Raw genomic sequence first — 23,130 nt, forward strand, 5'->3', positions numbered from 1 at the left:
CGGGGCACCGTACGTTGAAATCACTCTGCATGTTGTTTTTCGCGCTGTTGCTGGGAGGTTGTAGCACCTTGGATGTACCTCGAGAGTCAAGTCAGGCTACCCCCGCGGTGGATTCATCCTTTGGCCGCTCGATCATGGCTCAGGCGGCGCCCTACCGGGGCCGCTCGGGGTTCCGTTTATTGCCCAACAGCGGCGAAGCGTTCCGGGCCCGGGCAGAGCTGATCCGCAATGCGCAGAGCAGTCTTGATCTGCAGTACTACATCGTCCACGACGGGCTGAGTACGCGGATGCTGGTTGATGAGCTGCTCAAGGCGGCAGATCGCGGGGTGAGGGTACGACTGCTGCTCGACGACACCGCCAGCGATGGCCTGGACGATATTCTGGCCACCCTGGCGGCCCATCCCAATATTCAGGTCCGCCTGTTCAATCCGCTGCAATTGGGACGTGGCACGGGGGTGACCCGGGCGATGGGCCGGCTATTCAATCTTTCGCGCCAGCACCGGCGCATGCACAACAAGCTGTGGCTGGCCGATAACAGTGCGGCGATTGTCGGCGGGCGGAATTTGGGCGATGAGTATTTCGATGCTCAGCCGGATCTGAATTTCACCGACATCGACCTGCTCGGAGTGGGGCCGGTGGCTGAGCAACTGGGGTACAGCTTCGATCAATACTGGAACAGTGCCCTGAGCCAGCCCATTGGTGATTTTGTTTCGGCACGGCTGTCCCGGTCGGAGCTGGCCAGGGCGCGGGAAAAACTCGAGGCGTCACTCAAACTGGCACAACAACGCAACAACACGCTGTACCAGCAACTGGCTTCGTATGAAACCAGCCCGCAGCTGGATACCTGGCGCAAAGAGCTGATCTGGGCCTGGGGTCAGGCCTTGTGGGATGCGCCGAGCAAGGTGCTGGCCAAGGACGAGCCGGATCCGCATTTGTTGCTGACCACGCAACTGGCGCCGGAACTGGCCGGGGTGAACAAAGAGCTGATTCTGGTCTCGGCCTACTTTGTGCCGGGTGAAACCGGGCTGGTGTACCTGACGGGCCGTGCGGATGCCGGGGTCGATGTACGTTTATTGACCAACTCCCTGGAAGCCACGGACGTGCCGGTGGTGCATGGCGGCTATGCCCCCTATCGCAAGGCGTTGCTGGAGCATGGGGTCAAGCTCTTTGAGCTGCGGCGCCAGCCCGGCAGCCATCCGGGCAGCGGTCCGCATCTGTTTAAACACGGGATGAGCAGCGATTCGAGCCTGCACAGCAAGGCGATGATTTTCGACGGACAAAAATCCTTTATCGGCTCGTTCAATTTCGACCCGCGTTCGGGCTTGTGGAACACCGAGGTCGGGGTGCTGGTGGACAGCCCGCAGCTGGCGGACGAGGCGCGCAAGCTGGCGTTGCAGGGCATGTCGCCGGTCTTGAGCTACGAGCCGACCCTGGAGCAGGGCAAGATCGTCTGGGTAACCGAAGACAATGGCCGGTTACATGCGTTGAGCCACGAGCCGGGCAACTGGTGGCGCCGGCTGAACGCCTGGTTCAGCAAGAGCGTGGGGCTGGAGAAGATGTTGTAACCACCCAGGCCCCTCTGCAGGCGCATGTTTTATGCGGCTGTTTGCTCTGCGCCAAAGGCGCCCTGGCGCAACACCAGGATCACCAGCACCAAGGCTCCGGCGGCCATGAACAGCGGCAAGGCATGGCCGCTGATCCACTGGCTGCCAGCACCTGCGGCCAGCGGCCCGATCAGGCAGCCAATGCCCCATAGCTGTGCAATGTGGGCATTGGCACGTACCAGCGCGTCGTCACGGTAGCGCTCGCCGATCAGAATCAACGACAGGGTGAACAGGCCGCCTGCGCTGGCGCCGAAAATCACCCACAGCGGCCAGATCAACAGGGTATTGAGCAACAATGGCACCGCCAGGCTCGACAGCATCAGCAGCACCGCGCAACCGGTGAACAACGAACGCCGGGACAGGCGGTCGGCCAGCGCACCAATCGGCAGTTGCAGCAGGGCATCGCCCACCACCACGGTACTGACCATTGCCAGGGCGATGTCGGCGGTAAAGCCCTGACGCAGGCAATAGACCGGCAGCAGGGTCAGAATCATGGCTTCAAAGGCCGCAAATAACCCTACAGCCCAGGCGATGGCCGGCAAGCCTCGACAGAACTCCAGCAAGTCCTTGAAGGTCACGCTGTACGCTTCGGTGACGGGGGCGCCATCGCGGCCCATCAGCAGCAAGGGGGCCAGCGTCAGCAGAGCTACGCCGATCCAGAATCCGTAGTCCCCTTCAGAGCCAACCAGGCCCAATAGCAGGGGCCCGGAGAGTTGGCTCAAGGCGTAGGCCGAGCCATACAGTGCGACCAGGCGGCCGCGCCATTGTTCGACCACCAGTTGGTTGATCCAGCTTTCACCGAGAATAAAAATGATCGTGAGCACTACCCCGATCAGCAGTCGCAGCACCAGCCACACCGGGTAGCTGGGCAGTAACGCCAGCAGCCCGATGGACAGCGCGCCACACCACAAACACAGACGCATCAGGGCCGGCGTACCAAAGCGCGAGGCCAGTTTGCTGGCCAGGCTGGCGCCCACCAGCACGCCGATTGCCGGCATGGCTGCCATCACGCCAATTGCGAACCCGCCGTAACCCCAGCTTTCGAGCCGGAACGACACCAGCGGCATGCTCACGCCCAGCGCCAGGCCGACGCTGAGTACCGAGGCCAGTACGGCGAAGTAAGTCGCCCAACGCATCGCTGTGCTCCTGTGGATAACTGGAAATAAAGGTTTGAAACAAATGTGGGAGCGGCTGCTCGCGATGCTAGCACCGGGGTCCATAGCGCAGACCGGGTGCGATCATCGCGGGCAAGCCCGCTCCCACAGGGTGTTACCAGTGTTGTGTTACAGCTTGATCCAGGTGGATTTCAGCTCGGTGTATTTGTCGAATGCGTGCAGCGACTTGTCACGGCCGTTACCCGACTGTTTGAAGCCGCCAAACGGAGCGGTCATGTCGCCGCCATCGTATTGGTTGACCCATACGCTACCGGCGCGCAGGGCTTTGGCAGTCAGGTGAGCCTTGGAGATATCGGCTGTCCAGACTGCAGCCGCCAGGCCATATGGCGTGTCGTTGGCAATCTGGATCGCTTCTGCGGCGCTGTCGAAGGCGATAACCGACAAGACCGGGCCAAAAATTTCTTCCTGGGCGATTTTCATCGCGTTGCTCACACCGTCGAAAATGGTCGGCTCAACATAGGTGCCACCGGTTTCCTGCAGGATTCGTTTGCCACCGGCAACCAGTTTGGCGCCTTCGCTGTGGCCGGCTTCGATGTACGACAGCACAGTGTTCATTTGCTGAGTGTCGACCAGGGCGCCCACGGTGGTGGCCGGGTCCAGCGGATTGCCCGGCTTCCAGTCCTTGAGCGCTTCGATCACCAGCGGCAGGAATTTGTCTTTGATGGAGCGCTCGACCAGCAGGCGCGAACCTGCGGTACAGACTTCGCCCTGGTTGAAGGCGATGGCGCTGGCAGCGGATTCGGCAGCGGCTTGCAGGTCGGGAGCATCGGCGAAGACGATGTTCGGGCTCTTGCCGCCGGCTTCGAGCCAGATGCGCTTCATGTTGGATTCGCCGGAATAGATCATCAACTGCTTGGCGATTTTGGTCGAGCCGGTAAACACCAGGGTGTCGACGTCCATGTGCAAGGCCAGGGCTTTGCCGACAGTGTGGCCGTAACCTGGCAGGACGTTCAGGACGCCAGCCGGAATGCCGGCTTCAACGGCCAGTGCCGCAATGCGGATGGCTGTCAGTGGCGATTTTTCGGAGGGCTTGAGGATTACCGAGTTACCGGTCGACAGCGCCGGACCGAGCTTCCAGCAGGCCATCATCAACGGGAAGTTCCATGGCACGATGGCGGCGACTACGCCGACCGCTTCGCGGGTCACCAGACCCAACTGGTCGTGGGGGGTGGCGGCGACCTCATCGTAAATCTTGTCGATGGCTTCACCGCTCCAGCTCAGCGCACCGGCTGCACCGGGGACGTCGATGTGCAGCGAGTCGCTGATCGGCTTGCCCATGTCCAGGGTTTCAAGCAGGGCCAGTTCTTCGGCGTTTTGCTTGAGCAGATCGGCAAAGCGGATCATGGCGGCTTTGCGCTTGGCCGGTGCCAGGCGCGACCAGACGCCCGACTCAAAGGTTTTGCGTGCCACTTCTACGGCGCGCTGGGCGTCAGCTGCATCGCAGCTGGCAACTTTGCCCAGCAAGCGGCCGTCGACCGGGCTGAGACACTCGAACGTTTCATTGGAGACCGCGTCGGTGTATTCACCGTTGATGTAGGCGCGACCTTCGATTTTCAGCTGTTTGGCCCGTTGTTCCCAATCAGCACGCGTCAGGGTGGTCATTCGAGTGTCCTCCTCTTATTAAAAATTGCAGCGCTCAGGCTTTGGCATGGCGCGTCATGGATGCTGTCCGATTCACTAAAGTGATCAGTACGAGACATCCGCCACCCTAAACCAGTGGCCCTGGAACTTTCAATATATTTGACACATGTGTCGCAAACGGCAAGGCTTGTTCGTTTTAATAAACATCAGCTTTTGTCTTTCTGACCACACACGCAGCAATTTCGGGGGTACAAAAATAATGAGCATTGCCACAATCGTCGACTTCAGCACTGCCAAAACCCAGGCTGACCGATTCAGTCCTGCGCCGGAAAAAGTGCTCAAGGGTAATCCGGAGCAAGTTGTCCACAACCATTACGACAGCCCTTGCGGGCAGATGAGCGCGGGGGTGTGGGAAGGTGCTGTGGGGCACTGGACGGTCAATTACACCGAGCATGAATATTGCGAAATTCTGCAGGGCGTTTCAGTTCTGCGTGACCAGGAAGGCAACGCCAAGACCCTGCGGGCCGGTGACCGTTTTGTCATCCCTGCCGGCTTCAGTGGCACGTGGGAAGTGCTGGAGCCATGTCGCAAAGTTTACGTCGTGTTTGAACACAAACCCTGAGCCGATAGATGGCGGCTGAGGATCGTGGCGCAGGAGGGGCAATGGTGACCATGAAACTGAGTCAGGCCGGGAAATGCAGGGAAGTGCCGGTCTCACGTTGAACCGTCAGCGCTGAGCAACAAAAAAGGCCCGTATCGTGAGATGCGGGCCTTTTTTGTAAGAAGTAAAACCAATTACTTGATTTTGGCTTCTTTGTAGATCACGTGCTTGCGAACCCGCGGATCGAATTTTTTGATTTCGATTTTGTCCGGAGTGGTGCGCTTGTTCTTATCTGTGGTGTAGAAATGGCCTGTACCAGCGCTCGACACCAAACGGATCAATTCACGCATGATTAGCTCCCTTAGATCTTGCCATCGCGGCGGATTTCGGCCAGCACGACAGTGATGCCACGCTTGTCGATGATGCGCATGCCTTTAGCAGATACGCGCAGACGAACAAAACGTTTCTCTTCTTCAACCCAGAAGCGGTGATGCTGCAGGTTCGGCAGGAAACGACGACGGGTTTTGTTATTTGCGTGGGAAATGTTATTCCCAGTCACCGGACCCTTACCGGTAACTTGACAGACTCTCGACATGCCTCAGCCCTCTAAAACCACATGCCCAACCCGGCATGGGTTGGCCGCTTAATCTCTCAGTCATGGCGCCAGGCGCCGCGTTTCTTTAAGGGTCTTACCGGCTACACCTACAAACGAAGGAACCGGGCCCCTAGAAAAGAGCGCTGCTTTATACCAGAAAGACTAAAGAGCAACAACACGAACTGTGGTTTGCTGTAATTAATTAAGTCGGCAGTCTAACGGCATTTCGCGCTAAAGCCTATGCCTGCTTGGGTTTTACCGCTCGTCGCGAGATGAAAGGTTTCAGTGCGAAAATTGCGCTTTATTGCAGTCGGCGACGGCCGCGACAAGGGCGGACGGGTCTTGATATGGCCGAAAATACCCCCGTTTCGAGCTCTGCAGGCGCCTTCGGCAGCCGCTACAGGGAACGGATCGTATTAAAAAGTAGTCATTTGTCCATCAGGTCACTAGGGTTAGTCTTTTCCAGACTGCACCTGCAGATGGGCCACATCGACTTGCAAAGGAAACAGATCATGCGCCTCGCTGCCGCCCCCTTATTGCTTACCTTTTGCCTGAGTCCGCTGGTTCAGGCGGCCACCTTGAGTGTTTGCACCGAGGCCAGCCCCGAAGGGTTCGATGTGGTGCAGTACAACTCGCTCACGACCACCAATGCCTCGGCAGACGTGCTGATGAATCGTCTGGTGGATTTTGATGCCCGGGCTGCCAGGTTGGTGCCGAGTCTGGCGCAAAGCTGGTCAGTGTCCCCTGACGGTCTTGTGTACGACTTCAAATTACGCCCCGGGGTCAAGTTTCACAGCACGCCTTATTTCACCCCGAGCCGTGAACTGAATGCCGATGACGTGCGCTTCAGCTTCGAGCGCATGCTTGATCCGGACAATCCGTGGCATAAGGTGGCGCAAAGCGGTTTCCCCCATGCGCAGTCCTTGCAACTGCCGCAGCTGGTGAAAAAGATCGAAACCCCGGACCCGTTGACCGTGCGCTTTACCCTCAGCCATCCGGATTCAACGTTCCTGCCGGCGCTGAGTATGGGCTTTGCATCGATCTATTCGGCCGAATATGCCGACAAACTGCTCAAGGCCGGGACGCCGGAGCTGATGAACAGCCAGCCGATCGGAACCGGGCCTTTTGTGTTCTCGCGCTTCCAGAAAGATGCGGTGGTGCGTTACAAGGCCAGCCCGGACTATTTCGCGGGCAAGCCGGCTATCGACGGGCTGATTTTTGCCATCACCCCGGACGCCAACGTGCGCCTGCAGAAATTGCGCCGCAATGAGTGCCAGATTGCCCTCTCGCCCAAACCGCTGGATGTGGATGCCGCCACCAAGGACCCGGCGTTGAGCGTTGCGCAAACCCCGGCCTTCATGACTGCTTTTGTGGCCATCAATAGTCAGCATCCGCCACTGGACAAGCCCGAGGTGCGGCAGGCGATCAATCTGGCCTTCGATAAAGACACTTACCTCAAGGCGGTGTTCGAGAACGGTGCACAGACTGCCAATGGCATCTATCCGGCCACGACCTGGAGCTATGCCAAAGATTTGCCGGGCTATGCCCATGATCCGCAAAAAGCCAAAGAGCTGCTGGCCAGTGCAGGCCTCAAGGACGGCTTTAAAACCACCATCTGGACCCGGCCGACCGGAAGCGTGCTGAACCCGAACCCAAGCCTTGGGGCGCAGTTGCTGCAGGCGGACCTGGGCAAGGTGGGCATCAAGGCGGACATCCGGGTGATTGAATGGGGCGAATTGATCCGTCGCGCCAAAGCGGGTGAGCACGACCTGTTGTTCATGGGCTGGGCCGGTGATAACGGCGACCCGGACAACTTCCTGACTCCGCAGTTTTCATGCGCCGCGGTGAAGTCCGGGACCAACTTTGCGCGTTATTGCGACAAGACCCTGGACAGCCTGATCAGTGAGGGCAAAACCCTCACCGACCAGGACAAGCGCAGCGCGCTGTATCAAAAGGCCCAGGCCCTGATTCAGCAGCAGGCGCTGTGGCTGCCGCTGGCACACCCAACGGCCTACGCGCTTACCCGTAAAGACGTACAGGGTTATCAGGTGAGTCCGTTCGGGCGTCAGGACTTTTCGACGGTCAGCATCAAGCCCTGAGTGTCACATCCAGCCATGTTCGACCATTGAGAGCGGTTCACCGTCGCCAACGATAAAGTGATCCAGAACCCGCACTTCGATCAGGTCCAGCGCATCGCTCAGGCGCTTGGTCAGGGTGCGGTCGGCCTGGCTGGGCTCGGTGACACCCGAGGGGTGGTTGTGGCAAAAAATCACCGCTGCGGCGTTATGTGCGAGGGCGCGCTTGACCACTTGGCGCGGGTACACGCTGGCACTGTCGATGGAGCCCCTGAACAGCACTTCAAAGGACAGCATCCGGTGTTTGGAGTCCATGAACAGGCAGCCAAACACTTCGTGGAGTTCGTGACGCAGTAACGACTTGAGATAGTCACGAACGGCCTGCGGGCTCTCTAGCGCCGAGTCCCGGCGCAGGCGCTCGGCCAGGTGCCGGCGGCTCATCTCCAGTACCGCCTGCAACTGACTGAACTTGGCCGGCCCGAGCCCCAGCTGGCGACAGAACCCGGCGAGGTCGGCTTCGAGCAAGGCCCTCAGGCTGCCGAATTCAGCGAGTAAATGCCGTGCCAGGTCGACTGCGCTTTTGCCCGAGACCCCGGTGCGCAGGAAGATTGCCAGCAGTTCGGCGTCGGAAAGATTGGATGCTCCGTGTTCTAAAAGCTTCTCGCGCGGCCGCTCTGCTGCCGGCCAATCCCTGATGCTCATAACACCTCCATGTATGTGGGCGCCGCTGTTCCCTGGCAGGCGCTGTGTTATCTTAGCCCATCATTTTTGCGTGGCATTTGGCCATTTTCCGCGCAGTCATCATCGAACTAGAAGGCAGGCCTATGCAGCGGCTGTATCGAAAACGCATTGTTTTGGGCGTCGGCGGCGGCATCGCGGCTTACAAGAGTGCAGAGCTGGTTCGCCGTTTGCTGGATCAAGGCGCCGAAGTGCGGGTTGTCATGACCCGTGGCGGTAGCGAGTTCATCACTCCGCTGACCATGCAGGCCCTGTCCGGGCACCCGGTTCACCTGGATTTGCTGGACCCGGCGGCTGAAGCCGCGATGGGCCATATCGAGCTGGCCAAGTGGGCTGACCTGGTACTGATCGCGCCAGCCACGGCTGACCTGATCGCCCGTCTTGCCCAGGGCCTGGCCAATGATCTGCTGACCACCCTGGTGCTGGCCACTGACGCGACGGTCGCCATTGCGCCGGCGATGAATCAGGCCATGTGGCGTGATCCGGCCACCCAGGCCAACACCCGATTGCTTGAAACCCGCGGCCTGCGCGTGTTTGGTCCGGCTTCCGGAAGCCAGGCCTGCGGTGACGTGGGCTTTGGCCGCATGCTTGAGGCCGATGATCTGGTGCACTGCGCCGCCGAGTGTTTTCAGCGTCAGGTGTTGACCGGCAAGCATGTACTGATTACGGCAGGCCCGACCCAGGAAAACATCGACCCGGTGCGCTATATCACCAACCACAGCTCCGGAAAAATGGGCTTTGCCCTGGCTGAAGCGGCGGTTGAGGCCGGTGCCCGGGTAACCCTGATTACCGGGCCGGTGCACTTGCCGACCCCGGACCGGGTGAGCCGGATCGATGTGGTCAGTGCCCGCGACATGCTCGCGGCCTGTGAAGCGGCGATCCCCTGTGACGTGTTTATTGCGTCCGCTGCAGTCGCGGATTACCGCCCGGAAGTCGTTGCCCCGCAGAAACTCAAGAAAGACCCTACCAAGGGTGACGGCCTGTTGCTGCAGATGGTGCGCAATCCAGACATTCTGGCCACCATCGCTTCGCGCCCTGACCGCCCTTTTAGTGTCGGCTTTGCCGCAGAGACCGAGCACTTGCTCGATTACGCTGCGCGCAAGCTCAAAGACAAAAACCTCGACCTGATTGTGGCCAACGATGTGGCTAACCCCAGCATCGGCTTCAACAGCGAAGAAAACGCCTGCAGCGTGATTGACCGTCAACTGCATGCCACTGTGTTTGCCCAGACCAGCAAGGGCAAAATTGCCCGCCAGCTGATCACTTTTATCGCCGAACGTCTGAACCAGGTTTAACTCGTATGCACGCTTTGCAAGCCAAAATCCTCGATCCACGCATTGGTAGCGAATTTCCGCTGCCGCAGTACGCCACGCCCGGCTCCGCCGGTCTTGATCTGCGCGCCATGCTTAAACAAGACACCGTTCTGGAACCGGGCCAGACCCTGTTGATCCCGACCGGTCTGTCGGTATACATCGGTGATCCGGGCCTGGCGGCGCTGATCCTGCCGCGCTCCGGCCTGGGTCATAAGCACGGCATCGTGCTGGGTAACCTGGTCGGCCTGATCGACTCCGATTATCAGGGCGAGCTGATGGTTTCGTGCTGGAACCGTGGTCAAACCGCCTTCAACATCACCATCGGTGAGCGTATTGCTCAGCTGGTGCTGGTGCCGGTGGTGCAGGCGCACTTTGAGCTGGTCGAAGAATTCGACGAAAGCCAGCGTGGCGCTGGCGGCTTCGGTCATTCCGGCAGCCTCTGATTGTACTCAGGTCAGGCGCCCTGCCTGACCTGACTCGTTAGCGTGGTAATTCAGGATGAAGCTCGCGCCAATGCAGTCACTCTGTTTATTGCCAAAATCGATGGCAGCCTTGTGCCATACGCCCCGTAATGCCAACTGGCCTCACGAACTCTCGCGTCAAAACGCCGTCCAAAGCCACAGCTTATGCTCGACCGCTCCCCGTCAACCGGTGAATGCTCGCCGTAGGGCAAGGTCGACGTTCGTGTGCCTGGCAGTTTCAGTGCACACCCCGAATTCTCAGAAAATGGAGCATCCTTTTTAATGAGCAGCCCAGCTTCGGTCGCGCCGCAATTCCCTGACAGCATCTTCCGCGCCTATGACATTCGCGGTGTGGTGCCTGAAACCTTGACCGCTGAAACTGCCTACTGGATTGGCCGTGCCATTGGCGCCGAAAGCCTGGCCCAGGGTGAGCCCCATGTATCGGTGGGGCGTGACGGGCGGTTGTCGGGTCCGGAACTGGTGGAGCGTTTGATTCAGGGTGTGGCCGACAGCGGTTGCCATGTCAGCGATGTAGGCCTGGTACCGACGCCGGCGCTGTATTACGCGGCCAGCGTGCTGAGGGGCAAGTCGGGGGTGATGCTCACGGGCAGCCATAACCCGTCCAACTACAACGGCTTCAAGATCGTGATCGCTGGCGACACCCTGGCCAACGAGCAAATACAGGCGCTGCATACCCGCCTCAAGAGCAATGATCTGACCTGGGGTGAAGGCAGCATCACCCGGGTTGAGATTTTGCCGCGCTACTTCGATGAAATTACCGGGGACATCAAGCTGGCCCGGCGTCTTAAAGTGGTGGTCGACTGTGGTAACGGTGCGGCAGGCGTGATTGCCCCGCAACTGATCGAAGCCCTGAATTGCGAAGTGATCCCGTTGTTCTGCGAGGTGGACGGTAATTTCCCCAACCACCACCCGGACCCGGGCAAGCCCGAGAATCTGCTGGACCTGATCGCCAAGGTTAAAGAAACCAATGCCGACCTTGGCCTGGCCTTTGATGGCGACGGCGACCGTGTCGGTGTCGTGACCAATACCGGCACCATGGTGTTCCCGGATCGCTTGCTGATGCTGTTCGCTCAGGATGTGCTGGTGCGCAACCCGGCTGCCGAGATCATTTTTGATGTGAAATGCAGCCGTCGTCTGGCGCCCTGGATCGAAGAATGTGGCGGTCGGCCACTTATGTGGAAGACCGGTCATTCGTTAATCAAAAAGAAGATGAAGGAAACCAGTGCCTTGCTGGCCGGAGAAATGAGCGGGCATATCTTTTTCAAAGAGCGCTGGTTCGGTTTTGATGACGGTATTTACAGTGCTGCGCGCCTGCTGGAGATCCTCAGCAAGCGCCAGGCGACAGCCGAAGAGCTGTTTGAGACCTTCCCCAACGATATTTCTACGCCAGAGATCAATATCGATGTGACGGATGAGAGCAAATTCAGCATCATTGACGCCCTGCACGATGCCCAATGGGGTGAAGCCGCCGAGCTGACCACCATTGATGGTGTTCGGGTCGACTATCCACACGGCTGGGGCCTGGTTCGCGCCTCCAACACCACTCCGGTGCTGGTGCTGCGATTCGAGGCAGAGACCGAGGCCGAACTGCAACGTATCAAGGATGTCTTTCACGCCCAATTGAAGCGTGTGGCGCCTGATCTCCAACTACCGTTTTGATCGATTTGTTCTACCGGAGCCCTGAATGACCCTCGAACGTGATGCCGCCTCCAACGTCGCCAAGGTTTTGTCCGAAGCGCTGCCCTATATTCGCCGTTACGTCGGCAAGACGCTGGTGATCAAGTACGGCGGCAACGCTATGGAAAACGATGAGCTGAAAACCGGGTTTGCCCGCGACATCGTGTTGATGAAGGCCGTGGGTATCAATCCGGTCGTGGTCCATGGTGGCGGTCCGCAAATCGGTGATTTGCTCAAGCGCCTGTCCATCGAGAGCCATTTCATCGACGGTATGCGGGTCACAGACTCGCAAACCATGGATGTGGTTGAAATGGTGCTCGGCGGCCATGTGAACAAAGAGATCGTCAACCTGATCAACCGCCATGGCGGTAGCGCCATAGGCCTGACCGGTAAAGACGCCACGCTGATCCGGGCCAAGAAAATGGTGGTTACCCGCCAGACACCGGAAATGACCAGCCCGGAAATCATCGATTTCGGGCATGTGGGCGAAGTGGTCGGGATCAACACTGACCTGCTGAACATGCTGACCAAGGGTGATTTCATCCCGGTAATTGCGCCGATTGGCGTGGGTGAAAACGGCGAGTCCTACAACATCAACGCGGATCTGGTGGCGGGTAAGGTCGCCGAAGCGCTGAAAGCTGAAAAGCTTATGTTGCTGACCAATATCGCGGGCCTGATGGACAAGCAGGGCAAGGTGCTGACCGGGCTGACCACTGCCCAGGTGGATGACCTGATTGCCGATGGCACCATCTACGGGGGCATGCTGCCCAAGATCCGCTGCGCGCTGGAAGCCGTGCAAGGTGGCGTGACCACTGCACACATCGTCGACGGTCGTGTACCGAACGCGGTGCTGCTGGAAATCTTCACCGATACCGGTGTCGGTACCCTGATTACCAACAGCAAGACGGTTTAAGCAAAACCAGAAAAGCCCCGTCCGGCGATTGCCGGGCGGGGCTTTTTTTTGGCTGTGCGGACTAGATCCCGTACTGCGCCCGATAGGCTTCAACGGCTGGCAGGTATTGCTTGAGCGTTTCGTCTTCGGCCAGGTACTGCAGCACCTGGTTCAAGGAAACGATGCTGACCACAGGAATACCAAAGTCACGCTCGACTTCCTGAATGGCTGACAGCTCGCCATTGCCACGCTCCTGACGGTTCAGGGCAATCAGCACGCCTGCGGCTTTGGCGCCCTGGGCCTGGATGATCTGCATGACTTCACGGATGGCGGTGCCGGCGGTGATCACGTCGTCGATGATCAGGATATTGCCTTCGAGCGGCGAGCCGACCAGGCTGCCACCTTCGCCGTGGGCTTTGGCTTCTTTGCGGTTGAAGCACCATGGCAGGTCGCGGTCATGGTGTTCTGCCAGGGCCACTGCGGTGGTTGCCGCCAGTGGAATGCCTTTGTAGGCCGGGCCAAACAGGACGTCGAAGGAGATACCGCTGTCAACGATGGCGGCAGCGTAGAAACGCCCCAGTTGAGCCAGTGCGGAGCCGGTGTTGAACAGGCCGGCATTGAAGAAGTAAGGACTGGTGCGCCCGGACTTCAGGGTGAACTCACCGAAGCGCAAAACGCCGCGATCGATGGCAAAACGGATGAAGTCGCGCTGATACGCTTGCATGTAAAGGCCCCAGATGCCACGGATTTAGCTAATTGGTTAGACGGCGTGTATCATACACGCACGTGATTTTTGGGGCCATTTATGCGGATCATCAGTGTGAACGTCAATGGTATTCAGACGGCAGTCGAGCGCGGTTTGCTCAGTTGGCTGCAAGCTCAGAATGCCGACGTTATCTGCCTGCAGGACACCCGCGCCTCCGCCTTTGAACTGGACGATCCAGCCTACCAGCTGGATGGCTACTTTCTTTATGCCTGCGAAGCTGAAGTCCCTGCCCAAGGCGGTGTGGCTTTGTATTCGCGCTTGCAACCGAAAGCAGTCATCACTGGGCTTGGCTTCGAGACGGCCGATCGCTACGGGCGCTACCTGCAAGCCGATTTCGATAAGGTCAGCATCGCGACCTTGCTGCTCCCTTCGGGGCAGAACGGCGATGAAGACTTGAATCAAAAATTCAAGCTAATGGACGACTTTGCACGCTATCTGGATAAGCAGCGTCGCAAGCGTCGTGAGTACATCTACTGCGGCTCGCTGTATGTGGCGCAGCAGAAACTCGACATTAAAAACTGGCGTGACAGCCAGCAATCTCCTGGTTTCCTGGCGCCTGAGCGGGCCTGGATGGACGAGATTGTCGGCAATATGGGCTATGTCGATGCCCTGCGTGAAGTCAGTCGTGAAGGCGATCAGTACAGCTGGTGGCCGGATAACGAACAGGCCGAGATGCTTAATCTGGGCTGGCGTTTCGACTACCAGTTGTTGACACCGGGTCTGCGCCGCTTCGTACGAAGCGCTCGCCTGCCGCGTCAGCCACGCTTCTCGCAACATGCGCCATTGATCGTGGACTACGACTGGACACTGACTATCTAGGTGTTTTTTCGAAGCCACAAAAAAGCCGACATCGCTGTCGGCTTTTTTGTGGGTGCTTGTTTACTTGATCGGGCGCCAGGTGAAGGGGTAGCGGTATACCACTCCGTCATTGGCCTTGACGCCGGCAATCACCACCAGCACCACTGCGCCGATCAGGACCAGGCCGAGCAGGGCGAAACCGATCAGAACAAACATCAGCACGTAGCAAATGGCCGAAGCAATCGCCACGGTGATCTGAAAGTTCAGGGCTTCCTTGCCCTGGTCATCGATGAACGGATCGCTTTCACGCTTTACCTGCCACAGGATCAGCGGGCCGATCAGGCTGCCAAACGGAAACCACATCCCGAGGAACGCTGAAAAGTGACAAAACATGGCCCATTTACGAGCATCGCGGCTCGGCTCGGGTTTTGAAAGGTCCAGCTCGCTCATGGCGTTCTCCAGATGGTTACAGACGGCTTCGGCATACAGCTCGGCGATGTTAGTCGGCCAGTGCAGCTTGTTGCAGGGCGAAAATTTCGGTCATGCCCTTTTGCGCCAGTGCCAGCATGGCGTTCAGCTCTTCAGGCTGGAATGGCGCGCCTTCGGCGGTGCCCTGAACTTCGATGAAGCCACCGGTGCTGGTCATTACGACGTTCAGGTCGGTTTCGGCTGCCGAATCTTCAGGATAGTCGAGGTCGAGCACTGGCTCGCCCTGATACATGCCCACCGAGACCGCTGCAATCATCTGCTTGAGAGGGTCGCCGCCCTTGAGGCCGCCACGTTTCTTGATCAGCTTCAAAGCGTCGACCAGGGCAACCATGGCGCCGGTGATCGAGGCCGTGCGAGTGCCGCCGTCGGCCTGGATCACGTCGCAGTCGACGTACAGGGTGATGTCGCCCAGCTTGGACATGTCCAGCGCGGCGCGTAGCGAGCGGCCGATCAGGCGCTGGATTTCCAGGGTACGTCCGCCTTGCTTGCCGCGGCTGGCTTCACGCTGGTTGCGGTCGCCGGTGGCGCGGGGCAGCATGCCGTATTCGGCAGTCAGCCAGCCCTGGCCCTGGCCTTTAAGGAAGCGTGGCACGCCGTTTTCGACGCTGACGGTGCAGATGACTTTGGTGTCACCGAACTCGACCAGTACAGAACCCTCTGCGTGTTTGGTGTAGTTGCGGGTGATGCGGATCGGACGGAGCTGATCGGCAACGCGACCACTTGGACGTTTCATGTGGGATACCTGTACGGGACGGAAAACTGCCGAGCATTATAAAGGCCATGGCCCGACAGGACACGCCTAATAATTGCATGCCCGGCTCGCCGCCCCCTTGGGAGCGCCATGACACCGGGTACTTTTACGACAGACGTCATTTGGGGCCGTCCCCTGCACTGCGTTACAATCCTTCGCCTCAATGGCCGTCAGGCTAAATTCATCGAATCGCGAGGTACCTCCATGGTGCATAGCATGACCGCCTTTGCCCGCGTCGAAAGTGCCGGCACTCAGGGCACCCTGAGCTGGGAGCTGCGCTCGGTCAATAGCCGCTACCTGGAGCCGCACCTGCGCCTGCCCGAGTCTTTGCGTGACCTCGAAGTTGCGGTGCGTGAAGCGCTGCGTCAGGGGATCTCACGTGGCAAGCTGGAATGCACGCTGCGTTTCACCGAAGAAACCACGGGCAAGCCGCTGCAGGTTGACCGTGAGCGTGCGGCGCAACTGGTGGCCGCCGCCGAATCCATCGCCAGCCTGATCAAGCAGCCGGCTGCGCTGGATCCGCTGAAAGTGCTGGCCTGGCCAGGCGTATTGGTGGCGGATGCAAGCGACCCTCAAGCCCTGAACAATCAGGCGCTGGTGCTGTTCAAGCAGGCGCTGCAGGAACTGAAAAACGGCCGCGAGCGCGAAGGCGCCGAACTGGCGCGCCTGATCAGCGAGCGACTGACCGCGATCGAGGCTGATGTCGAGACTTTGCGTGAACTCGTGCCACAGATGCTGGCCACCCAGCGGCAAAAGGTGCTCGATCGCTTTGCTGACATGAAGGCCGAGCTTGATCCCCAGCGCCTTGAGCAAGAAATGGTCCTGCTGGCGCAAAAAAGCGACGTCGCCGAAGAGCTTGACCGCCTGAGTACCCACATCCTTGAGGTGCGGCGCGTGCTCAAGTCCGGTGGAGCCGCCGGCCGGCGCCTCGACTTCCTGATGCAAGAACTCAACCGGGAGGCCAACACCCTCGGTTCCAAGGCATTCGATCCGCGCAGTACCCAGGCGGCGGTCAACCTCAAGGTGTTGATCGAGCAGATGCGCGAACAAGTACAGAATATTGAGTAAGGCTCTCCCTGACATGACCCATAGCACCGGCACCCTTTATATCGTTTCTGCCCCTTCGGGCGCAGGCAAGACCAGTCTGGTCAAGGCATTGATCGACCTCGAACCGCAGATTCGCGTCTCGGTTTCGCACACCACCCGCGCCATGCGCCCGGGTGAGGTCAACGGCGTGAACTATCATTTCGTCGAGCGCGAAGAGTTCGTGAAAATGATCGAACACGGTGATTTCCTGGAGCGCGCCGAGGTGTTCGGCAACCTTTACGGTACTTCGCAGAGCCATTTGCAGCAGACCCTGGATGAAGGTCACGACCTGATTCTGGAAATCGACTGGCAAGGCGCCGAGCAGGTTCGCCAGCTGATGCCGCAGGCGCGTTCGATCTTCATCCTGCCGCCGAGCCAGCAAGCCTTGCGTGAGCGTCTGGACAATCGCGGGCAGGACAGCGACGAAATCATTGACGGGCGCATGCGTGAAGCCGTGAGTGAAATGAGCCACTACGTCGACTATGACTACCTGATCATCAATGATGATTTTGCGCTGGCACTGGAGGACCTGAAGGCAATTTTTCACGCCAATCGCCTCCAGCAAAAACGTCAGCAGCAGCGTTTTGGCAAATTACTGGCTGAATTGCTGGGTTAAAGGGCTCTTCCCAAAACCCCTGTAAGGGCTTTACATTGGCGCTTACAGCGGGTTTCGGGGGGCGCTTGAAAAATCAGCGCTTCCCTAATGGCTGGTGATTTTTTAAACTGTTGAGTCCGCTCGCCCATCCGGGCAGCGCGCATATTGCATTTGCTACGAGGAAGACCATGGCCCGCGTAACCGTTGAAGACTGTCTAGAACACGTGGATAACCGCTTTGAGCTGGTCATGCTCTCTACCAAGCGTGCCCGTCAACTGGCCACCGGCGGTAAAGAGCCTTTGGTTGAGTGGGAAAATGACAAGCCTACCGTTGTTGCCTTGCGTGAAATCGCTGCAGGCCTGATGAGCTACGAGTTTATCGCCAACGCTGAAATCGTCGAAGACGAACCGCTGTTCGCAGCGTTCGAGGACGAGTCCAACGAGGCGAACTAAGCCTATGCCCGGTCGACGTAGCACGGCGAAGGGTAAAAAGTTTTGGCAGGAGGTTTCCTCTTGCCGAGCATAGACGCCCTCGCCGATCGCTTGTCGACTTACCTCAGTGCGGACCAGGTCAATCTGGTCCGACGAGCGTACTTCTACGCCGAACAAGCCCACGACGGCCAACGCCGACGTAGCGGCGAGCCTTATGTCACGCATCCGCTGGCAGTGGCGAACATTCTTGCCGACATGCATATGGACCATCAAAGCCTGATGGCTGCCATGCTGCATGACGTGATCGAAGACACCGGTATTGCCAAGGAAGCGCTTGTCGCGCAGTTCGGCGAAACCGTGGCCGAACTGGTCGATGGCGTCAGCAAGCTGACCCAGATGAACTTCGAGACCAAGGCCGAAGCCCAGGCTGAAAACTTCCAGAAAATGGCCATGGCCATGGCGCGGGATATTCGCGTGATTCTGGTCAAGCTGGCTGACCGTCTGCACAACATGCGTACCCTCGAAGTGCTGTCCGGCGAAAAACGCCGGCGGATTGCCAAGGAAACCCTGGAAATCTACGCGCCCATTGCCAACCGGCTGGGCATGCACAGCATTCGTATCGAATTCGAAGATCTCGGTTTCAAGGCGATGTACCCGATGCGCTCCGCGCGCATCTATCAGGCGGTCAAGCGCGCCCGGGGCAATCGCAAGGAAATCGTCAACAAAATTGAAGAGTCGCTCAGCCACTGTTTAGCCGTAGACGGCATTCAGGGCGAAGTCAGCGGCCGTCAAAAGCATATTTACGGCATTTATAAAAAAATGCGCGGCAAGCGCCGGGCCTTCAACGAGATCATGGACGTTTACGCGTTCCGGATCATCGTCGACAAGGTCGACACCTGCTACCGGGTTCTGGGTGCTGTACATAATTTGTACAAACCACTGCCGGGACGGTTTAAAGACTACATCGCGATTCCCAAAGCCAACGGCTATCAGTCGCTGCATACCACGCTGTTTGGCATGCATGGCGTACCGATCGAAATTCAGATCCGTACCCGTGAAATGGAAGAAATGGCCAACAACGGTATCGCCGCCCACTGGTTGTACAAGTCCAGTGGCGACGAGCAGCACACGGGGACCCATGCCCGGGCGCGGCAATGGGTCAAGGGCGTGCTGGAGATGCAGCAGCGCGCCGGCAACTCCCTCGAATTTATCGAAAGCGTGAAGATCGACCTGTTTCCGGACGAGGTCTACGTGTTCACGCCCAAAGGCCGGATCATGGAGCTGCCCAAAGGCTCCACCGCAGTCGATTTTGCCTACGCGGTGCATACCGACGTCGGCAACAGCTGTATTGCATGCCGTATCAACCGGCGTCTCGCACCGCTGTCCGAGCCGCTGCAAAGTGGTTCCACGGTCGAGATCGTCAGCGCCCCCGGTGCCCGCCCCAACCCGGCGTGGCTCAACTTTGTGGTTACCGGCAAGGCGCGTACGCATATCCGTCACGCCCTGAAATTGCAGCGCCGTTCCGAGTCCGTGAACCTTGGCGAACGCTTGCTGAACAAGGTGCTCAACGGCTTCAACAGCGCGCTGGACAAGATCCCGGCCGAGCGCATTCAGGCCATGCTTCAGGAGTATCGTCTGGAGCAGGTCGAAGACCTGCTGGAAGACATCGGCCTGGGCAATCGCATGGCTTACGTCGTTGCCCGGCGTCTGATGGGTGAAGGCGAACAGCTGCCGAGCCCGGAAGGTCCACTGGCGATTCGCGGTACCGAAGGTCTGGTACTCAGTTATGCCAAATGTTGTACGCCGATCCCGGGAGACCCGATTGTGGGTCACCTGTCCGCGGGCAAAGGCATGGTTGTGCACCTGGATAACTGCCGCAATATCAGTGAGATTCGGCACAACCCCGAAAAATGTGTCCAGCTTTCGTGGGCCAAGGATGTCACCGGTGAATTCAACGTCGAGTTGCGTGTCGAACTGGAGCACCAGCGTGGCCTGATTGCGCTGCTTGCCAGCAGCGTCAACGCAGCCGACGGCAACATCGAAAAAATCAGCATGGACGAACGCGATGGTCGTATCAGCGTTGTCCAACTGGTGGTCAGCGTGCACGACCGTGTGCATCTGGCCCGCGTGATCAAAAAACTGCGCGCCCTTAACGGGGTTATCCGCATCACTCGTATGCGTGCGTAGCCATCTAATTACAAGGAGTCACCCATGACCAAGACTGTAATCACCAGCGATAAGGCACCTGCTGCTATCGGTACTTACTCTCAGGCGATCAAAGCTGGCAATACTGTCTACATGTCCGGTCAGATCCCGCTGGACCCAAAAACCATGGAACTGGTTGAAGGTTTTGAAGCCCAGACCATTCAGGTATTCGAAAACCTGAAATCCGTGGCTGAAGCAGCAGGCGGTTCGTTCAAGGACATCGTCAAACTGAATATTTTCCTGACTGACCTCAGCCACTTCGCCAAGGTCAACGAAATCATGGGCAAATACTTCGAACAACCATACCCGGCTCGTGCCGCTATTGGCGTTGCGGCCCTGCCAAAGGGTTCGCAGGTTGAGATGGACGCTATTCTGGTCATTGAGTAACACCCCTCGGCGCAGCGCCTTCATGCTGCGCCAACCCCCCGCTTGCCCCGCTTTAAAAGGATTCCGCCATGCGCAAAGCGCTCGCTTTCTCGCTGCTCACCATTTTCCTGGGTGGCTGTGCCAGCGGCCCCGCCCATCGCGATATCAGTGGCGTCTGGATCAACCAGGCCGCGATCAATGAAGCTGCCAAAGGCGGCAATTTGCGTGAAGCCCTGCTGGCCAACGGGCCAAATCTTGAATGGCAAATTGATTCCAGACAGGCCAAAGCCAATTACACCAATGGTTTTGAGTGGGTTGAAGGCAAGCTGATGCCTGAAAACAAAGGGGTTTGGCAGGTCAATATTTATGGCAGCGCGGCCACCGACTTGAGCCTCAATGGCGACGAGCTGGTACAGGCTGCGGGTGAGTCCGATCCGCAACAATCCTTTGTTCGTTCCCCCATCAACCTGACAAGCGACGCGCCTTTGGGCACCAATTTCGAGCACGCGCTCAAGACTGCCTATCTGGGCGGTCAGTGGCGTGTGGTCAGCGGTAAAGGGCAAGGCAATCAAGTGACCTTTTTTGCCGATGGCCGGATTACCGGTTTACCTGAAGCCAATGCTTACGCCCTGTGCCTGGCGGGCGACTGCGCATCAATGAGCGGCGAGTACGACAGTCTCTGGCTGGAACAGGACGAGACAGGTGCGGCGCACATTTTTGTGCGCAATGGTCGCCAGCTGGAGATCTTCCAGGCGCTGGATTCTGCCAAGCCTGACGAAATGCCCCAGCTATACCCGGGCAAGCGTGAATGGGTACTGGAAAAGCAGCTTTAAGCCTGGCCTGCTGCAAGAGCTTGCTGGCGATGGTATCGCCGGCAAGCTCGCTCCCGCAGAGAGAGTCAATCCGCTAGCATCGCGCTGTAGCCTTCGCGATAACTCGGATAGCGCGGTTCCCAGCCCAGGGCCTTGGCCCGTGCGTTGCTGCAGCGTTTGCTGCCGGCCCGGCGCACGCTGGCTTCGGCAGCCCATTCGGTAATACCCAGACGTTCACGCAGCCAGCCCACGACTTCAGCCAAAGGTACCGGCGCGTTATCCACGCCGATATAGCAATCCTCCAGGGTTTTGCCCTGCAGGTCGGCCTGGAGCAGGAATGCCAGAAGGCCGCCTGCGTCATCGGCATGGATGCGGTTGCCATACAGCGGCGGATCGACTGCCACGCGATAGCCCTTGCGCACTTGCCCCAACATCCATTCGCGACCGGGTCCGTAAATCCCGGTGAGGCGCACCACGCTGGCAGCAATGCCGCTGTTCAATGCGATCTGCTCGGCTTCACGCATGATTCGCCCCGAGTAGCTTGTGGCTTCGGCAGGCGAGGTTTCATCGACCCATTCCCCTTCCGTCTGGCTATACACCCCGCTGCTGGAGACAAACAGCAAGCGCTTTGGCTGCTGGCCTTTTTGCTTGAGCCAGCCCAGCGTGTGCTTCAAACCTTCTATATAAGCGGCCTGATAGCCGGCCTCGTCGTGGTCGGTGGCGGCGGCGCTGTACACCAGATAGTCAATGTTGCCTTCAGGCCATTGCCCGGGGCACTGGTCGCTGAACAGGTCCCCCGCCACGCCTGTGACGCCTGCAGGTAACCGCTCAATGGAGCGTCGCAGCCCATAGACCTGCCAGTTATTGGCCGGCAGTTGAGCCGCCAGACGACTTCCGACATCACCGCATCCGGCGATCAGAACCGAGGCTTTGGGCATCTCAAAACTCCTAATTTAAAGTTACAAAAGTACATGTTCAGGCACGACCAAGGTCGTGACTTTTGAAAAAAACAGATGCTATTGCTTTTGTTAACAAGAATTACTTGCAATAATAACTCATCATTTGCCCCGGGTCTCAAGACGCGTTGCAGGGCATAACCTTCTTACTTTTCTCAGGTCCGGCTAGCATGACACGCAATCATTCCACCGCTTCGCCAACCCAGTTTTTGAGTCCGGCACGCCTCTGGCGCGGGCTTGCTGCGCTGATGTTCAGCCTTTTGCTGGCCCCGGGCGCAGTCTTTGCCGACGAGCCAGCGGCTCCGGCTGCGCAACCGGCTATTGAGGCTGCGGCCCCAGTTGCTGCGCCGGGTGCAACCGACCCTGTGCTGGCTGAAGGCGCTGTTGCCCCGGCCGATGACGCTCCGCAAGTTCTTGAAGAAGACAACACGCTGGGCATGGCCCATGACCTGTCTCCTTGGGGCATGTACAAAAACGCGGACATCATCGTCAAGATCGTCATGATCGGCCTGGCTATCGCCTCGATCATCACCTGGACCATCTGGATTGCCAAAGGCTTTGAAGTCCTGGGCGCCAAGCGTCGTCTGCGGGTTGAAATCGCCAACCTGAAAAAAGCCCGCACCCTCAAGGAAGCCAGCGAATCTGCAACCAAAGAAGGCACGCTGGCGCACCTGCTGGTGCAGGACGCACTGGAAGAAATGCGCCTGTCGGCCAATAGCCGCGAAAAAGAAGGCATCAAGGAGCGCGTCAGCTTCCGCCTTGAGCGTCTGGTTGCCGCCTGTGGCCGCAACATGAGCAGCGGCACCGGCATCCTCGCCACCATCGGTTCCACCGCACCGTTCGTCGGTCTGTTCGGTACCGTTTGGGGGATCATGAACAGCTTCATCGGTATCGCCAAAACCCAGACCACCAACCTGGCCGTTGTGGCACCGGGTATTGCCGAGGCCCTGCTGGCCACTGCACTGGGCCTGGTTGCTGCGATCCCTGCGGTAGTGATTTACAACGTCTTCGCCCGCTCTATCACTGGCTACAAGGCTCAAGTGGCAGACGCATCGGCAGAAGTGTTGCTGTTGGTTAGCCGTGACCTCGATCACCTGCCGCCCGAGCGCAGCTCGCAACCGCACATGGTGAAAGTGGGGTAA

General features: G+C 58.7%; 23 protein-coding genes and 1 pseudogene. 15 read left to right on the forward strand and 9 right to left on the reverse strand.

The features are described from left to right. Positions 1–29: 29 nt before the first annotated feature. Positions 30–1,565, forward strand: coding sequence for a phospholipase D family protein (locus JQ848_RS00450; protein ID WP_202210168.1), 1,536 nt, complete (start codon positions 30–32; stop codon positions 1,563–1,565). 29 nt (positions 1,566–1,594) lie between these two features. Here JQ848_RS00450 and JQ848_RS00455 read toward each other — a convergent pair whose 3' ends face one another. Together JQ848_RS00455 and JQ848_RS00460 are read right to left on the reverse strand one after the other, a co-directional pair. Beyond that, a complete protein-coding gene (locus tag JQ848_RS00455) occupies positions 1,595–2,740 on the reverse strand; it encodes an MFS transporter (protein ID WP_010656754.1) in 1,146 nt (381 codons plus the stop codon). Positions 2,741–2,887: 147 nt separating this feature from the next. After that, positions 2,888–4,381: an aldehyde dehydrogenase gene (locus JQ848_RS00460; protein ID WP_003437826.1), complete on the reverse strand. Its 1,494-nt coding sequence runs from the start codon at positions 4,379–4,381 to the stop codon at positions 2,888–2,890. A 238-nt stretch (positions 4,382–4,619) separates the two neighbouring features. On the opposite strand from JQ848_RS00460, the gene JQ848_RS00465 reads away from it, so the two are divergent. After that, the gene (locus JQ848_RS00465; RefSeq protein WP_003437825.1) at positions 4,620–4,982 is read left to right on the forward strand and encodes a cupin domain-containing protein; all 363 of its coding nucleotides are present in this window, start codon (positions 4,620–4,622) and stop codon (positions 4,980–4,982) included. Between the two features lie 173 nt (positions 4,983–5,155). On the opposite strand, the gene rpmG is transcribed toward JQ848_RS00465, so the two are convergent. Continuing rightward, positions 5,156–5,311 (reverse strand): 50S ribosomal protein L33, encoded by a 156-nt coding sequence (gene rpmG / locus JQ848_RS00470; RefSeq protein WP_003437824.1) that lies wholly within the window; start codon positions 5,309–5,311, stop codon positions 5,156–5,158. Between the two features lie 11 nt (positions 5,312–5,322). Beyond that, a complete protein-coding gene (rpmB, locus tag JQ848_RS00475; RefSeq protein ID WP_003437823.1) occupies positions 5,323–5,556 on the reverse strand; it encodes a 50S ribosomal protein L28 in 234 nt (77 codons plus the stop codon). A 512-nt stretch (positions 5,557–6,068) separates the two neighbouring features. On the opposite strand from rpmB, the gene JQ848_RS00480 reads away from it, so the two are divergent. After that, entirely contained in the window at positions 6,069–7,655 is a 1,587-nt protein-coding gene (locus tag JQ848_RS00480; protein WP_202210169.1) for an ABC transporter substrate-binding protein, read from the forward strand. Positions 7,656–7,658: 3 nt separating this feature from the next. On the opposite strand, the gene radC is transcribed toward JQ848_RS00480, so the two are convergent. Continuing rightward, on the reverse strand, positions 7,659–8,333 hold the full coding sequence (gene radC / locus JQ848_RS00485) for a RadC family protein (protein ID WP_202210170.1): 675 nt from the start codon (positions 8,331–8,333) through the stop codon (positions 7,659–7,661). Positions 8,334–8,455: 122 nt separating this feature from the next. Between radC and coaBC the strand changes: the two genes are divergently transcribed. The 4 genes and pseudogenes from coaBC to argB all read left to right on the forward strand — a co-directional run bounded on the left by coaBC (position 8,456) and on the right by argB (position 12,754). Further along, a complete protein-coding gene (gene coaBC / locus JQ848_RS00490; RefSeq protein WP_003437818.1) occupies positions 8,456–9,664 on the forward strand; it encodes a bifunctional phosphopantothenoylcysteine decarboxylase/phosphopantothenate--cysteine ligase CoaBC in 1,209 nt (402 codons plus the stop codon). A 5-nt stretch (positions 9,665–9,669) separates the two neighbouring features. Further along, on the forward strand, positions 9,670–10,125 hold the full coding sequence (gene dut, locus JQ848_RS00495; RefSeq protein ID WP_003437816.1) for a dUTP diphosphatase: 456 nt from the start codon (positions 9,670–9,672) through the stop codon (positions 10,123–10,125). Positions 10,126–10,446: 321 nt separating this feature from the next. Further along, positions 10,447–11,823: pseudogene (locus tag JQ848_RS00500) on the forward strand (phosphomannomutase/phosphoglucomutase); the annotation flags it as partial. A 25-nt stretch (positions 11,824–11,848) separates the two neighbouring features. Beyond that, the gene (gene argB, locus JQ848_RS00505) at positions 11,849–12,754 is read left to right on the forward strand and encodes an acetylglutamate kinase (RefSeq protein WP_003437812.1); all 906 of its coding nucleotides are present in this window, start codon (positions 11,849–11,851) and stop codon (positions 12,752–12,754) included. 61 nt (positions 12,755–12,815) lie between these two features. On the opposite strand, the gene pyrE is transcribed toward argB, so the two are convergent. After that, positions 12,816–13,457 carry an orotate phosphoribosyltransferase gene (gene pyrE, locus JQ848_RS00510; protein ID WP_003437809.1) on the reverse strand — a complete coding sequence of 214 codons (642 nt, stop codon included), beginning with the start codon at positions 13,455–13,457 and terminating at the stop codon, positions 12,816–12,818. Between the two features lie 81 nt (positions 13,458–13,538). Here pyrE and JQ848_RS00515 point away from each other — a divergent pair, with 81 nt between their 5' ends. After that, on the forward strand, positions 13,539–14,318 hold the full coding sequence (locus JQ848_RS00515; protein WP_003437806.1) for an exodeoxyribonuclease III: 780 nt from the start codon (positions 13,539–13,541) through the stop codon (positions 14,316–14,318). A 60-nt stretch (positions 14,319–14,378) separates the two neighbouring features. On the opposite strand, the gene JQ848_RS00520 is transcribed toward JQ848_RS00515, so the two are convergent. Continuing rightward, a complete protein-coding gene (locus JQ848_RS00520) occupies positions 14,379–14,747 on the reverse strand; it encodes a DUF4870 domain-containing protein (RefSeq protein ID WP_003437794.1) in 369 nt (122 codons plus the stop codon). A 49-nt stretch (positions 14,748–14,796) separates the two neighbouring features. Then, a complete protein-coding gene (gene rph / locus JQ848_RS00525) occupies positions 14,797–15,519 on the reverse strand; it encodes a ribonuclease PH (RefSeq protein WP_003437790.1) in 723 nt (240 codons plus the stop codon). Between the two features lie 222 nt (positions 15,520–15,741). Here rph and JQ848_RS00530 point away from each other — a divergent pair, with 222 nt between their 5' ends. The 6 genes from JQ848_RS00530 to JQ848_RS00555 all read left to right on the forward strand — a co-directional run bounded on the left by JQ848_RS00530 (position 15,742) and on the right by JQ848_RS00555 (position 21,053). Further along, positions 15,742–16,605 (forward strand): YicC/YloC family endoribonuclease, encoded by an 864-nt coding sequence (locus JQ848_RS00530; protein ID WP_202210171.1) that lies wholly within the window; start codon positions 15,742–15,744, stop codon positions 16,603–16,605. Positions 16,606–16,618: 13 nt separating this feature from the next. Further along, positions 16,619–17,239 carry a guanylate kinase gene (gene gmk, locus JQ848_RS00535; RefSeq protein WP_003437785.1) on the forward strand — a complete coding sequence of 207 codons (621 nt, stop codon included), beginning with the start codon at positions 16,619–16,621 and terminating at the stop codon, positions 17,237–17,239. A gap of 167 nt (positions 17,240–17,406) precedes the next feature. Then, complete coding sequence (gene rpoZ, locus JQ848_RS00540; RefSeq protein ID WP_003437783.1) at positions 17,407–17,670, forward strand: DNA-directed RNA polymerase subunit omega; 264 nt, start codon at positions 17,407–17,409, stop codon at positions 17,668–17,670. Between the two features lie 60 nt (positions 17,671–17,730). Next, a complete protein-coding gene (gene spoT, locus JQ848_RS00545) occupies positions 17,731–19,836 on the forward strand; it encodes a bifunctional GTP diphosphokinase/guanosine-3',5'-bis pyrophosphate 3'-pyrophosphohydrolase (RefSeq protein WP_003437781.1) in 2,106 nt (701 codons plus the stop codon). A 24-nt stretch (positions 19,837–19,860) separates the two neighbouring features. Next, positions 19,861–20,241 carry a RidA family protein gene (locus JQ848_RS00550; protein ID WP_003437778.1) on the forward strand — a complete coding sequence of 127 codons (381 nt, stop codon included), beginning with the start codon at positions 19,861–19,863 and terminating at the stop codon, positions 20,239–20,241. A gap of 68 nt (positions 20,242–20,309) precedes the next feature. Further along, complete coding sequence (locus JQ848_RS00555) at positions 20,310–21,053, forward strand: putative periplasmic lipoprotein (protein ID WP_202210172.1); 744 nt, start codon at positions 20,310–20,312, stop codon at positions 21,051–21,053. A 65-nt stretch (positions 21,054–21,118) separates the two neighbouring features. Here JQ848_RS00555 and JQ848_RS00560 read toward each other — a convergent pair whose 3' ends face one another. Beyond that, the gene (locus tag JQ848_RS00560; RefSeq protein ID WP_003437773.1) at positions 21,119–21,970 is read right to left on the reverse strand and encodes an SDR family oxidoreductase; all 852 of its coding nucleotides are present in this window, start codon (positions 21,968–21,970) and stop codon (positions 21,119–21,121) included. Positions 21,971–22,158: 188 nt separating this feature from the next. On the opposite strand from JQ848_RS00560, the gene exbB reads away from it, so the two are divergent. Then, a complete protein-coding gene (gene exbB / locus JQ848_RS00565; protein ID WP_202210173.1) occupies positions 22,159–23,130 on the forward strand; it encodes a tonB-system energizer ExbB in 972 nt (323 codons plus the stop codon).

The organism is Pseudomonas paraversuta (assembly GCF_904067025.1).
In the GTDB taxonomy this organism is placed as follows: Bacteria; Pseudomonadota; Gammaproteobacteria; order Pseudomonadales; family Pseudomonadaceae; genus Aquipseudomonas; species Aquipseudomonas paraversuta.